This window comes from Marilutibacter maris (assembly GCF_003233695.1).
Lineage (GTDB): Bacteria > Pseudomonadota > Gammaproteobacteria > Xanthomonadales > Xanthomonadaceae > Marilutibacter > Marilutibacter maris.
Genome location: NZ_CP029843.1, coordinates 3,044,950 through 3,058,732, shown reverse-complemented (window position 1 = coordinate 3,058,732; position 13,783 = coordinate 3,044,950). Strand labels below are relative to the sequence as shown.

Here is a 13,783-nt window from a genome sequence, read left to right as displayed (position 1 = left end):
GGTTTGCGCAGCAAACTTTGGGAGATATCCGGGCGCAGCCGGATATCGTTCCCCCCTGAGTCAGGGGGCGATTCGCGCCGAAGGCGCGAATGGGGGTGTGGAAGCGCAACGGCGGGGCCCAAGGTTTGCGCAGCAAACTTTGGGAGATATCCGGGCGCAGCCGGATATCGTTCCCCCTGAGTCAGGGGGCGATTCGCGCCGAAGGCGCGAATGGGGGTGTGGAAGCGCAACGGCGGGGCCCAAGGTTTGCGCAGCAAACTTTGGGAGATATCCGGGCGCAGCCGGATATCGTTCCCCCCTGAGTCAGGGGGCGATTCGTGCCGCAGGCACGAATGGGGGTGTGGAAGCGCAACGGTGGGGCCCAAGGTTTGCGAAGCAAACTTTGGGAGATATCCGGGCGCAGCCGGATATCGTTCCCCCCTGAGTCAGGGGGCGATTCGTGCCGCAGGCACGAATGGGGGGTGTGGAAGCGTAACGGCGGGGCCCAAGGTTTGCGCAGCAAACTTTGGGAGATATCCGGGCGCAGCCGGATATCGTTCCCCCCTGAGTCAGGGGGCGATTCGCGCCGCAGGCGCGAATGGCGGTGTGGAAGCGCGCCGGCGCGGCCCAAGGTTTGCGAAGCAAACTTTGGGAGACATCCGGGCGCAGCCGGATATCGTTCCCCCTGTAGGAGCGGCGTAAGCCGCGAGGGCCTTCCCATGAAAGCTCCATCGCGGCTTACGCCGCTCCTACGAGATGCGATATGGCACGGCCCCGGCCCCCTGCAGAGAGGGGGCGATTCGAATCGCAGATGCGAATGGGGGTGTGGAAGCGCGCCGGCGCGGCCCGGAGCCTCCCGGAGCCGTCACTCCACCCGCTTGACCTTGGCGCGGGTGTTGTAGCCCTCCACCGACATGTACCAGGCGGTTCCGACCACGCTGGGGCGGATCGTCACCTGTGGGTTGCGATTGCGCACGCCGACCAGGGAGGCGCTGTCGACCTGCTCCCAGACCTGGCCGTTGTCGAGGGTGTAGCGGCGGCCCTTGCCGAAGCCGCGGAACTCGCTGGTCACGGTGCCGACCACCGGCTCCTCGGAGCCGAAGCTCAGGAAGCCGCGGTTCTCGTCCTCGACCTTCTTCTTGGCCGCGGCGGCGGCCAGCGCGGTCTCGGCCTCGATCTTGCGGCCGAGCCAGCGGTTCAGACTGGCCAGCTCCTCGGCGTCGAGCTTGTCCAGGCCGGCGGCACGGAATTCCTCGGCGCTCATCTGTTGCTGGATCGGCTGGTCGCTCGTCGCCTGCTGCTGCGCCAACGCCAGCGGACTCAGGGCCAGGCAGCCGAACAGGGCAAGTGTGCGAAAGGACAGGGGGCGCATCATGGTGTTCCTCCAGGCAGTTGGCGCTAGTGTAGTCGTCACGAATGCCGCCATCACGTCCGCGCTCCCCACGCCACTCCCCCCGATCCTCTTGAACGCGTCCCCTCCAACGCCCGCCGACGACCTGGCCCGGCTGCTCGATGCGCCGGCGCTGGAGGCCGTCGACGCCGGCGATCGTGAATCGCTGCGCGACGCGCTGGCCGCGCCCGAGGGTGGCGCGGACGCGCGCGACCCGCTGCCGGTGGTGCTGGACATGCTCGACTCGCTGAGTCGGCTGGGGGCCGATGGCGACACCGTAATGGCGACCCTGCTGCGCCAGTATCCGGCCCTGCCCGGGAGGCTCGGCAAGGCGTTCGAGCAGCGCCATCCGGCGGTGTTCGGGCTGCTGGAGGGGCAGCAGGCGGCGACCCAGGTACGCGCGCTGCATGCCGAACAGGCCGGTCACGGCAGCGCCGAGGGCCTGCGCCGGCTGTTGCTGGCGATCGTGCGCGACCTGCGGGTGGTGTCGATCCTGCTGGCGCGCCAACTCGCGCGGATGCGGCACGCCTCCGAGCTGGACCCGGAACAGCGGCGTCAACTGGCCCGCCTCACCCGCGACATCCATGCGCCGCTGGCCAACCGGCTCGGCATCTGGCAGTTGAAGTGGGAACTGGAAGACCTTTCGTTCCGTTACCTGGAGCCGGACACCTACAAACAGATCGCGCGCCTGCTGGATGAGAAGCGCGGGGATCGTGAGCGCTACATCGAGGGCGTCAAGCAGACCCTGCGCGAGGCGATGGCCGCGCAGGGCATCCGTGCCGAAATCGCCGGCCGGCCCAAGCACATCTACAGCATCTGGAAGAAGATGCAGCGCAAGGACGTGCCGATCGGCGAGCTCTACGACCTGCGCGCGGTGCGGGTGATGGTCGACGACGTCGCCGCCTGCTACGCCGCGCTGGGCGCGGTGCACGCGCAGTGGGCGCCGGTCCCGGCCGAGTTCGACGACTACATCGCCCGGCCCAAGCGCAACGACTACCGCTCGCTGCACACCGCGGTGATCGGACCGGAAGGCAAGACCCTTGAGGTGCAGATCCGCACCCACGAGATGCACCGCCAGGCCGAGCTGGGCGTGGCCGCGCACTGGAAGTACAAGGAGTCCGGCAGCCAGGCCGCCGACGCCGCGTTCGACCGCAAGATCGCGTGGATGCGCAAGCTGCTGGAGGGCCGCGACGACGAGGCGATCCTGGCCGGCGAGCTCGACAGCGAGCTGATCGAGGACCGGGTCTACGTGCTCACGCCCAAGGGCGAGGTGGTCGATCTGCCGGCCGGGGCGACGCCGCTGGATTTCGCCTATCACGTGCATACCGAGGTCGGGCACCGTTGCCGCGGGGCCAAGATCGACGGCCGGATCGTGCCGCTGGATCACAAGCTCAGCAGCGGCGACCGGGTCGAGATCATGACCGCGAAGACCGGCGAGCCCCGCCGCGACTGGCTGATCGAGTCCAACGGCTTCCTCGCCAGCAGCCGCTCGCGGCAGAAGGTCCGCACCTGGTTCCACAAGCTCGACCGCGCCCGCAACGAGCAGGCCGGCAAGGAACTGCTGGACAAGGAGCTGCGCCGGCTCGGCCTGCTCGGGGCCGACCTGGCGCCGGCGCGCGAGCGCTTCAGCGTCGCCCACGACAGCGACCTCTACATCCTGGTCGCGCTGGGCGATCTGGGTCCGCACCAGATCGGCCGGGTGCTGCTGGAACACGAGCGCGCGCAGGAGGCTCCCAGGGCCTCGGCGCCGCCCGCGGTCGCGAGCGCGCCCGCGCCCGCGCCGCAGCGGCAGCCGGCGCGGTCCAGCGAGTTCACCGTCGAGGGCGTCGGCAACGTGTTGACCCAGCTGGCACGCTGCTGCCAGCCGCTGCCGGGCGAGGCGATCGTCGGCTATCTGACCCGCGGTCGCGGCGTCAGCGTGCATCGCCCCGGCTGCGCGACCTTCCTGCGCCTGTCCGCGCAGCAGCCGCAGCGGGTGCTGCCGGTGGAATGGGGACGGGCCGGCAGCAGCCACGAGATCGACGCCGAATTGCGTGCGATCGATCGCAAGTGGCTGCTCAAGGACATCACCAACCTGGTCGCGCAGGACAATGTGCACGTGACCAACATGCGCAGCGACTTCGAGCGCGATCGCGCCCACGTGCGCATCCGCCTGCGCCTGCGGGTCGCCGACTTCGGCCAGTTGTCGAGCGTGCTGGGCAAGCTGGCGTCGCTGCCGGGCGTGGAGTACGCGCGCCGGGTCTAGGTCCGGCTTCGTCCAGGCCCGGCTCACGCGGCATGCAACGGCAAGCGATTATGCTGGGGCGCACATGGACAGGAACCGCAACGCGCGCAGGGGCCCGGGACGCCGCCGGATCGAGCCGACGCTGGCCCCGGATCGGGCCGATGTCGCCGCGACCGGCGATGATTGGCGCCCGCTCCGGCAACGGCAATCCTCGCCGGCGTGGCGTTGGTGGGGCGCGCTGGCCTGCATCGCGCTGGCGATCGTCGCGCTGATGGTGTTCAGGCAGCCGCTGGCCGATCGCCTGTGGCCCGAAACCCGCGCCCAGCAGCTGCGCACCGATGCCGAGCAGGCCTTGTCCGAGGGGCGGCTGACCGCGACCGACGGCAGCGGCGCGCGCGAGTTGTACGAAGCCGCGCTGGCACTGGAGCCCGATCGCATCGAGGCCCGCGCCGGCCTGTCCCGGGTCGCGCGGCAGGCGCTGGCGCAGGCGCGGATGGCGATGGATACCGGGCGCTACGATGATGCCTATCGCATGTTGACGCTGGCCCGTGAGCTGGGGGTGCCGCGGGCCGACGCCGATGCGTTGGCCGCTCAGCTGCGCGCCCGCGAAACGGCGCGGGCCGACGTCGATCAATGGCTGGTGTCGGCGGCCTCGGCGCTGAAGGCGGGCGATCTCAGCGGCAACGACCATGCGGCGTTGCCGCTGTACCGACGGGTGTTGGCGGTGCAGCCCAACCGTACCGAGGCGCTGGAGGGGCGCGAGGATGCGATCAGCGCGATGCTGCAGCGCGCCTGGGACCGCATGCGGGCCGACGAGCTCGCCGCCGCCGGGGCGCTGATTGCGCAAGCACGCGGCTTCGACGCCGGTCACGCCGAGTTGCCGGACGCGACCGCCGAACTTGCCCGGCTGCTGGAGCGCCGCCGCGAGCGTGCCCGGGCGGCGCTGGGCCGGGGCCGCCTGGAGCAGGCGCGTACGCTGTGGCGGAGCGTGCTGGCGGTGGAGCGCTACGACATGGAAGCGCACCAGGGCTTGCTGGCGGTGGCGCGCGCCCAGGCCGCGCAGGCGACCCGGGAGGCGCGCGATTTCCGTTTCGACGCGGCCGAGGCGGCGCTGGCCGAGGCCCGCGACACCGCCGCCGATGCACCGGATGCGGCCCCGGCGATCGCCGAAGCGGAGCGTTCGCTGCAGCAGGCGCGGCAGTCCCGGCAGCGTCTGCAGGCGGTGGACGGTTCGATGACGCCGGCCGAGCGCGAACAGCGGGTGAGCCGGTTGCTGCGCTCGGCGCTGGCCGCCGAGGAGCGCGGCGACCTGCTGCTGCCGCCGGGCGAGAGCGCCTTCGATGCCTTGCGTGCGGCGCGCGCGCTGGCGCCGGACGACGCGCGTATCGCGCGGGCCACGGCGCGGCTGCTGCCGGCTTCGCAGCAGTGCTATCGCGACGCCCTGCGCGGCAACCGCCTGCAGCGCGCCGGCCGCTGCCTGCAGGCCGGCGAAGTGCTGGGCGCCGATCCGGACACGCTGCGCGATCAGCGGCGGCGATTGGCCCAACGCTGGATCGCGGTCGGCGACGAGCGCCTGGGGGCGGGCGAGCTGGGCGCGGCGCGGGCGGCGCTGGAGGCGGCCCGCACGCTGGATCCGTCGGTGGCGGGGCTGAATGCGTTCGCCAGGCGGGTGGAGGCGGCGACCGCGGCCAACTAGTCCGCGCCCGGGGCGGTTCCGTCGCGGCCCAGCAATACCCGGCGCACCACCTCGCGGCCGGCATCGAAGGAGAAGTGGCGCTGGACGTTGTCGCGGGCGTTGGCGGCCAGGCGTCGCCACAGGCCGGCGTCGCGATAGGCGCGCACGATCGCGTCGGCGAAGGCGTCCGGGGTGTCGGCGACCAGGACATCGACGCCGTCGCGAAGATGCATGCCCTCCACCGCGCACGAGGTAGCGACCACCGGCTGGCCGTGCGCCATGCTCTGGTTGACCTTGCCCTTGACCCCGGCGCCGAACCGCAGCGGGGCGATCGCCAGCCGCGCGCCGTCCAGGTACGGGGACAGGTCCGGCACGTGGCCGTGGATGTGGATGCCGTCGTGGCCATGCCGGGTCGCGATCGGGTCCGGCACGTCGGCGCCGATGCAGTGGAAGCGCAGCTCCGGCAGGCTGGCGCGGACCTTCGGCCAGACCTCGTCGAGGAACCAGCGCACCGCATCGACATTGGGCGGATGGCGGAAGCCGCCGACGAACATCAGGTCCTGGCGCGCTTCGTAGTCCGGACCCGCCGCGGCCAGCCGGTGCAGGTTGGAGAGGATGTCGACCCGGGCGTCGGGCGCGTCGCTCGCCAGCAATCGCCGCTCCACGTCGCTGACCACCAGGGTGGCGTCGCTGCGCGCGATCACATCCAGTTCGAGGGCGCGGGTCCGCTCGGCGCTGCGTGCCAGTGCCGGGTCGGCGGCCAGTTCGGCGCCGCGCCGTTCGCGCAGATAGTGCAGATCGACGCTGTCGAACACCACGCGCGCCCGTGGCGCGTGCAGTCGCAGCAGCGGCAGCATCTCGCGCATCACGTAATGGCGGCAGACGACGGCGGCGTCGAAGCGCGGTCCATGCTCGCGCAGCCAGGTCGGCCAGCTGCCCGAATGCGGCGCGTACCAGACCTCCACCCCCAGTTGCTGGAGCTCGACGGTGGCGGCGCCGGCATGCTGCTGGTCGGCGGCCATGAAGACGACATGGGCGCCTTCCTCGCGCAGCAGTCGCATCAGGTTGACCAGTCGCAGCGAGCCCGAGTCGCGGTCCGGCTGCGGGGTCAGCGCGTCGACGACGAGCACGTTGCGGCGCCGGCGGGGGCGCGCCGCCTGGTCCGGATCCGTGCCGGGAACCGACTGAGCGGCCAGTTCATCGCGCCATTTGTCGGCGAAGATGCCGCGGTTGCGGACCTGGTAGGCCTTCGGTCCCTGGCTGGTGTCGGTGCCGGAGGTCGTGCCCTCATCGTGGACCACCCGGGCGGCCGGCTGATAGATGGACTTCAGGCCGTGGCGGCGGACCGCGAAGGCCAGGTCGGTGTCCTCGTAGTAGGCGGGCGCATAGCGCGGGTCGAAGCCGCCGAGCTGGATGAACAGCGTGCGCGGCAACGCCACCGCGGCCCCGGACATGTAGTCGGCCTCGCGCAGGAAGGCGTAGCGCGGGTCCAGTGCGGACTCGAAGCGACCGTAGTTCCAGCCGCTGCCGTCGGCAAACACGATCCCACCCGCCTCCTGTAGACGTCCATCCGGATACAGCAGCTGCGCGCCGACCAGGCCGGTGCCGGGGTGGGCGTCGAAGGTCTCCAGCAGCGCGTCCAGCCAGCCCGGCTGGGGCACGGTGTCGTTGTTGAGGAACACCAGGTAGTCGCCAGTCGCCAGTGCGGCGCCATCGTTGCAGGCGGCGATGAAGCCGCCGTTGGCGGCGCGGCGGTGGTAGCGCAGACCCTCGACCTGGGTCAGCGCCGCTTCGGTCTCGTCGCTGGAGCCGTCGTCGACGACGATCACCTCGACCGGGGCGGTCGGCGGATGCGCCGCGATCGCGCGCAGGCAGCCCAGGGTGTGGGCGAACTGGTTGTAGACCGGGATCACGATGCTGGCCCGCGGCTGCACCGACGCCGGCACCGCGAACGGTTGCCACGGGGTCGCCTCCGGCAGGAACAGCGCCGGGCGCTGGTGCGCGGGGACCCGATGGAACTGCTTGAGCACCCGCTGCCAGGAGGCGCGCCATCCGCGGGTACGCAGGCTGGACAGGCCGCGCCAGGCCAGCCCGGTGGCCCGGTCGATCAGGAACCGGAGGTGGGCGAGACTCATGCGGCTACGGTGTCTGGCATTGCTGAAGGAACTCCATCGGGCGGTCGGCACCGGCGCTGGGACGCGGTCGGGCTGCGCTAGACTCGGACGATTCAGGGGCGCAGCCCCGCCATTGTCCCACGCCGTGGCCCGGAACCCGCACAAGAAAGCCAAGTACGACGAAGACGACAACGACGACGCGCCGCGCCCGCAGTGGCGCCGCCGGCTGGTCACGGCGGTGCTGGCGCTGGCGGCGCTGGGCCTGGGCTTCCTGATCCCGTACACGGTCTACCTCAATCACGAGGTGAGCGAACGCTTCGGCCAGTTGCAGTGGCAGATCCCGACCCGCGTGTATGCGCGGCCGCTGGTGCTCGAACCGGGGTTGGCGCTGGATGCGGCGACCCTGAAGACCGAGCTCGATGCCGCCGCCTACCACGAGGGCGACGGCCTGGCGCCGGGCACCTACCGGCGCGACGGCAGCCGCTGGAAGGTATCCAGCCGCGGCTTCAACGATGTCGACGGCGCGGTGCCGGCGCGGCGGCTGGAGCTGACCCTGGCGAGCGGCCGGGTGTCGCGGCTGCACGAGGTCGGAGTCGATGGCGAAACCGGCAAGGCGACCAGGCGCGCGCGCCTGGATCCGGCCCGGATCGCGACCCTGTACGGGCAGAAGCAGGAAGAGCGGCGACTGGTCCGGATCCGCGACGTGCCCGAGTTGCTGGTGACCGGTCTGCAGGCGGTCGAGGACCGCGACTTCGCCCATCACCACGGCATCGATGTCGGCGGCATGCTGCGTGCGGCCTGGGTCAATCTGCGATCGGGCCGGGCCCGCCAGGGCGCGAGCACGCTGACCCAGCAGCTGGCGCGCAGCGGCCTGCTCGGGATCGGCCGCGAACAGACCTTCACCCGCAAGGGCAAGGAGATCCTCTACGCGCTGTTGATCGAGGCCCGCTACGAGAAGGGCACGATCCTGGAGGCCTACCTGAACCAGGTCTACCTCGGCCAGCGCGGGGCACAGGCGGTGCACGGCGTCGCCGCCGGCGCCGAGTTCTGGTTCGGGCGCGACCTCAAGAGCCTGAGCACCGAGCAGATCGCGCTGCTGGTCGGCATCGTCAAGGGACCGTCGGCCTACGATCCGCGCCGGCACCCGCAGTCGGCCCTGCAGCGGCGCAACTTCGTGCTGGGCGAGATGCACGAGACCGGCCTGATCGACGACACCGAGTACAAGCGCGCGCTGGACGCACCGCTGGGAATCAGCGACAGCCCCGGCAGCCTGTCGGCCAACCGTTTTCCGGCCTATGTCGACCTGATCCGGCGACAGCTGGCGCGCGACTATCCGGCCGATGCGCTGTCCGGCGCCGGCCTGAGCGTGATGAGCGGCATGTCGCCGTCGGCCCAGGCTTACGCCGAGGCCGCGGTGACCCGCACCCTGAAGTCGCTGGACAACGAGCGCCGGCCGCCGCTGGAGGCGGGCCTGGTGCTCACCGACGTCCACAACGGCGACGTGGTCGCCCTGGTCGGCAGCCGCGAGTTCACCGCCCATGGCTTCAATCGCGCGATCGAGGCGCAGCGTCCGGTCGGCTCGCTGATCAAGCCCTTCGTCAACCTGCTGGCGCTGGCGCAACCGGGGCGCTGGTCGCTGGCGAGCTGGGTGGACGACTCGCCGGTCACGGTCACCCTCGGCCGCGGCAAGACCTGGTCGCCCGGCAACTCCGATGGCCGCAGCCACGGCAGCGTGCGCCTGATCGACGCGCTGGCGCATTCCTACAACCAGGCCACGGTGCGGATCGGCATGGACGTGGCGCCCGAGCGGATCGCGGCCCTGCTCAAGACCCTGGCCGGGATCGAGGCGGAACCGAATCCGGCGCTGATCCTGGGGTCGCTCGACCAGAGTCCGTATGCGATGGCGCAGGCCTACCAGTTCCTGGCCTCCGGCGGCGAGATCCAGCCGTTGCACGCGGTGCGCGGCGTGCTCGATGCCGGCGGCAAGGCCCTCAACCGCTACGACGAGGCGCCGGCGCCGGCGCAGGAGGGCGATGCGATCGCCGCGCGCCTGATCACCATCGCGCTGCAGCGTGCGGTCAGTGGCGGCACCGGCCGGCGCCTGGTCGCCGACGGTCTCGGCCACCTGTCCCCGGCCGGCAAGACCGGCACCAGCAACGACGGCCGCGACAGCTGGTTCGCCGGCTGGACCGGCGATCATCTGGCGGTGGTCTGGGTCGGCAACGACCAGAACAAGGCGACCGGCCTGTACGGCGCGACCGGTGCGATGCGGGTGTGGTCGAACATCTTCCTCAACCTGCCCACGGCGACCCTGACCGTCGGCAACGAGGGTCTGGACTGGCAGTGGGTGGTCGGCTCCAACAGCACCGATGCCGGCTGCCCGGAGGCGCGCCGGTTCGCCTTCGTCGCCGGCTACGCCCCCGAGTACGCGTCGTGCACGCTGCCCGAGCCGGAACCGGAGGAGCGAGACGAGGGCCGCCGGAGTTGGCGCGACTGGTTCGGCTTCGGACGCGACCGCGACGAAGAGCAGGCGTCCTCGCAGCCCTCGCCGCAGGAGACGCCCGCGCAATGAAACGCTTCCGAAATCGCCGCGCCCGGCTCCTGCCGATGGCGCTCTGCTCACTGCTGCTGGGCGCCTGCGCGAGCCGTGCGCCCGAGCGGGCGCCGCCGCCGGACTTCGATGCCGCGGCCGCGGTCGCCGCGATCCGTGCCGCCGGCACCGCCAGCGGCGGCGAGCTGGACGTGCAGCCGTTGCGCGACCCGCAGGTCAGCGACCTCAGCGAGGAGGCCACGCGGCTGGAGGCCGGCCGCCTGTACCAGGCCGCCGCCGATCGCCTCGACCAGGCCCTGGAGATTTCGGCGCAGGATCCGAACCTGTTGCAGCAACGCGCCGAGATCGCGCTGTTGCTGGGCCAGACCGACTTGGCCGAGCGCCTGGCGCTGCAGGCGCGCGCGGCCGGCACCGATGTCGGCCCGCTGTGCCGGCGCAACTGGGAAACGGTGGTGCGCGCCCGCGCGGGTGGTTCGCGTCCGCCCGATACCGCCGGCCTGCCCAGGGTCTCGGTCGAAGAGGCCGGACGGCGACGCGATGCCTGCACGGTCGCACCGCCGCCGCGTTACTGATTGCGGGACGAGGCGATGGCAGAACAGGACTCCCGGCTCGCTCGGGCGGCGCGGGAAGCGCTGGAGGAGGGCGGCGCGCTGGCCCGCAACCTGGAGGCGTTCGCGCCGCGTCCGGCCCAGCAGGCGCTGTCGGTGGCGATCGCGACCGCGTTCGAATCGCGCGGCACGCCGCTGGGCACCCTGATCGCCGAGGCCGGCACCGGTACCGGCAAGACCTTCGCCTACCTGGTGCCGGCGTTGCTGTCGGGGGTCAAGACCATTGTTTCCACCGGCACGCGCGCGCTGCAGGACCAGCTCTATCACCGCGACCTGCCGCGCGTGCGCGACGCCCTCGGCGTCGGCCTGAAGACCGCGCTGTTGAAGGGGCGCGCGAACTACCTCTGCCACTACCGGATGCATCAGGCCAAGGGCGAGCCGCGTTTCGCCAGTCGCGAGATCGCCGCCCAGTTCCAGCGCATCGTCGCCTGGGCCGGACGCACGCGGATGGGCGATCTGGCCGAGGTCGAGGGCCTGGGCGAGGATTCGCCGCTGATCCCGGTGGTGACCTCGACGGTCGACAATTGCCTGGGCAGCGAGTGCCCGTTCTTTTCCGACTGCTTCGTCGTCCAGGCCCGCCAGCGGGCGCAATCGGCCGACCTGGTGGTGGTCAATCATCATCTGCTGCTGGCCGACCTGGCGCTCAAGCAGGAGGGCTTCGGCGAGATCCTGCCCGGTGCCCAGGCCTTCGTCGTCGACGAGGCCCATCAGTTGCCCGACCTGGCCTCGCAGTTCTTCGGCGAGGCCCTGAGCGCGCGGCCGCTGGTGGAGCTGGCGCGCGACGCCCTGGCCGAGTGCAAGGAGGTGCCCGGCGCGCTGGCGGCGGTGCAGGAACCGGCGCGTGCGCTGGAGCAGGCGACCCGCGCACTGCGCGCGGCGATGGACGACCTGCCGGTGCGCGGCACCCGCGCGCGCGCCGCCGAGCTGGCCGCTGCCGAGGACGCGCTGGAGGCGCTGGCGCAGGCGCTGGCCGCGCTGGCGGCGGTGCTGGAACCGTTGCGCGGCGCCTCGCCGGGCTTCGAGGCCTGCACCTTCCGCGCCGGCGACTACGCGGCACGGTTGCGGCGCTGGCGCGACATCGCCGCCGACGAGGCGCCAGCGCAGCCGCCGGCGGACCCCGACGACCGGATGCCGCCGCAGGTGCCGGACGACGCCGACAGCGTGCGCTGGTACGAGCTGACCGCGCGCGGTTTCCGTCTCAGTCGCACGCCGCTCGATGTCGCCGGGCCATTGGCCGAGCACCGCGAGCGTTCGAAGGCGGCGTGGGTGTTCACCTCGGCCACGCTCGCGATCGGCGGCCAGTTCGGGCACTACGCCGACAAGCTCGGCCTGGCCGAACCGCAGACCCTGCTGGCGCCCAGCCCGTTCGACTGGCAGACCCAGGCGCTGTGCTACCTGCCGCGGCGGATGCCCGATCCGGGGTCGCGCGACTACGGCACGGCCCTGGTCGATGCGGTGCGGCCGGTGCTGGAGGCTTCCGGCGGACGCGCCTTCCTGTTGTTCGCCTCGCACCGGGCGTTGCGCGAGGTGGCCGCGCTGCTGCGAGGTTCCGAGTGCCCGTGGCCGCTGTTCGTCCAGGGCGAGGCGCCGCGTGGCTTGTTGTTGGAGCGCTTCCGCGCCTCCGGCAACGGGGTGCTGCTGGGGGCGGCCAGTTTCCGCGAGGGCGTCGACGTCGCCGGCGATGCGCTGAGCGTGGTGGTGATCGACAAGCTGCCGTTCGCCGCCCCCGACGACCCGGTATTCGAGGCGCGGCTGGAGGCGATCCGCCGCAACGGCGGCAATCCGTTCCGCGACGAGCAGTTGCCGCAGGCGGTGATCGCGCTCAAGCAGGGCGCCGGCCGTCTGATCCGCAGCGAGCGCGATCGCGGGGTGCTGGTGTTGTGCGACCCGCGCCTGCTCGGGCGCAGCTACGGCAAGGTGTTTCTCGAGTCGCTGCCGCCACTGCCGCGCAGCCGCGACGTCGACGACGTGCGCACCTTCTTTGGGCGAGAATGTGGGTTCGAGGCACCCGCGCCGCGCGGTGCCGACCTGTTCTGAGGAGAGCTTCGATGGCTGACGACAATGCCCGCGACAAGCCCCGCGTTCACGGCCTGGGCGGCGTGTTCTTCAAGGCCGAGGATCCCGGCGCGCTGGCCGCCTGGTACGCCGAGCACCTCGGTGTCGGCGTGCAGGACTGGGGCGGAGCGGTGTTCCCGTGGCGCCGCGAGGACACCGGCGGCAGCGCCTACACGGTGTGGTCGCCGTTCAAGTCCAGCAGTGAGTACTTCAAGCCCAGCGACAAGCCGTTCATGCTCAACTTCCGCGTCGACGACCTCGACGCGATGCTGGAGGCGCTGCGCGCGGCCGGTTGCAACGTGCTCGACCGCAGCGAGGACGGCGAGCAGGGCCGGTTCGGCTACGTCGTGGACCCGGAGGGGCACCTGGTCGAGCTGTGGCAGCCGGCCGTGGAAGAGAGCGGCGAGTGAAGCTGCTGGCGCTCGAGACCGCGACCGAGGCCTGTTCGGTCGCGCTCTGGCTCGATGGCGAGGTCGTCGAGCGTTTCCAGGTCGCGCCGCGCCGTCATGCCGAGCTGACCCTGCCGTGGGCCGGGCAGCTGCTGGCCGACGCCGGCGTCGCCCGCGGCCAGCTCGATGCGATCGCGGTCGGGCGCGGTCCGGGGGCGTTCACCGGCGTGCGCCTGGCGATCGCGCTGGCACAGGGCATGGCGCTGGCGCTGGACCGGCCGTTGTTGCCTGTGTCGACCCTGGAGGCGTTGGCGATGCGCTCCAGCGGCGGGCAGGTGCTTGCCGCGATAGACGCGCGCATGGGCGAGGTCTACGTGGCCGCCTATCGGCGCCGCCAGGACGGTCAGGCGCTGGCGCGCCAGGGCGAGGAGGCGGTGTTGCCGCCGATCGAGGTGAGGCTTCCGGAAGGCGCGGAGGCCTGGCACGGCGTGGGCACCGGGTTCGACGCGGTCGAGGGCGCGCTTCGCCAGCAACTGGGCGGCCGTCTGGCATCGGTCGCCGCCCAGGAACTGCCGCACGCCGCCGATGTCGCCCGTCTCGCCGCGGCGGCGTTCGCCCGCGGCGAGTCGGTCGCGCCGGAGCGGGTCGAACCGGCCTACCTGCGCAACAACGTTGCGCTTACCCTCGCCGAGCAGCAGGCCCTGCGCGAATCGCGCGCCGAGTGAACGGGACCTGGCCGCTGGCCGCGACCGGGCTTTCCCGTGAGGACCATCGCGGCTTACGCCGCTCCTACGAAGA

9 protein-coding genes are annotated in these 13,783 nt (G+C 71.9%); 7 read left to right on the top strand and 2 right to left on the bottom strand.

What is annotated here, in order from left to right; all coding sequences use genetic code 11:
- Window positions 1-844: 844 nt before the first annotated feature.
- Window positions 845-1,354 (bottom strand): hypothetical protein, encoded by a 510-nt coding sequence (locus C9I47_RS13585; RefSeq protein ID WP_111267226.1) that lies wholly within the window; start codon window positions 1,352-1,354, stop codon window positions 845-847.
- A gap of 88 nt (window positions 1,355-1,442) precedes the next feature.
- Here C9I47_RS13585 and C9I47_RS13580 point away from each other — a divergent pair, with 88 nt between their 5' ends.
- Entirely contained in the window at window positions 1,443-3,614 is a 2,172-nt protein-coding gene (locus C9I47_RS13580; RefSeq protein WP_223250142.1) for a RelA/SpoT family protein, read from the top strand.
- 64 nt (window positions 3,615-3,678) lie between these two features.
- Window positions 3,679-5,289, top strand: coding sequence for a hypothetical protein (locus tag C9I47_RS13575; RefSeq protein ID WP_111267224.1), 1,611 nt, complete (start codon window positions 3,679-3,681; stop codon window positions 5,287-5,289).
- Here the strand turns inward: C9I47_RS13575 and C9I47_RS13570 are convergent.
- Complete coding sequence (locus C9I47_RS13570) at window positions 5,286-7,403, bottom strand: glycosyltransferase (RefSeq protein WP_111267223.1); 2,118 nt, start codon at window positions 7,401-7,403, stop codon at window positions 5,286-5,288. The two genes, C9I47_RS13575 and C9I47_RS13570, sit on opposite strands and share 4 nt — an antisense overlap.
- A 112-nt stretch (window positions 7,404-7,515) precedes the next feature.
- Here C9I47_RS13570 and mrcB point away from each other — a divergent pair, with 112 nt between their 5' ends.
- From mrcB to tsaB, 5 genes are read left to right on the top strand one after another with little or no spacing between them, the layout of a single operon-like run.
- Window positions 7,516-9,954, top strand: coding sequence for a penicillin-binding protein 1B (gene mrcB, locus C9I47_RS13565; RefSeq protein WP_223250141.1), 2,439 nt, complete (start codon window positions 7,516-7,518; stop codon window positions 9,952-9,954).
- Complete coding sequence (locus C9I47_RS13560) at window positions 9,951-10,505, top strand: tetratricopeptide repeat protein (protein ID WP_145985525.1); 555 nt, start codon at window positions 9,951-9,953, stop codon at window positions 10,503-10,505. The genes mrcB and C9I47_RS13560 overlap by 4 nt, the downstream gene beginning before the upstream one ends.
- Window positions 10,506-10,520: 15 nt before the next feature.
- Window positions 10,521-12,578, top strand: a complete 2,058-nt coding sequence (locus C9I47_RS13555) for an ATP-dependent DNA helicase (protein ID WP_111268145.1) — start codon at window positions 10,521-10,523, stop codon at window positions 12,576-12,578.
- Between the two features lie 11 nt (window positions 12,579-12,589).
- Complete coding sequence (locus tag C9I47_RS13550) at window positions 12,590-13,006, top strand: VOC family protein (RefSeq protein ID WP_111267220.1); 417 nt, start codon at window positions 12,590-12,592, stop codon at window positions 13,004-13,006.
- Window positions 13,003-13,710: a tRNA (adenosine(37)-N6)-threonylcarbamoyltransferase complex dimerization subunit type 1 TsaB gene (gene tsaB, locus C9I47_RS13545; protein ID WP_111267219.1), complete on the top strand. Its 708-nt coding sequence runs from the start codon at window positions 13,003-13,005 to the stop codon at window positions 13,708-13,710. The genes C9I47_RS13550 and tsaB overlap by 4 nt, the downstream gene beginning before the upstream one ends.
- Window positions 13,711-13,783 lie beyond the last annotated feature (73 nt).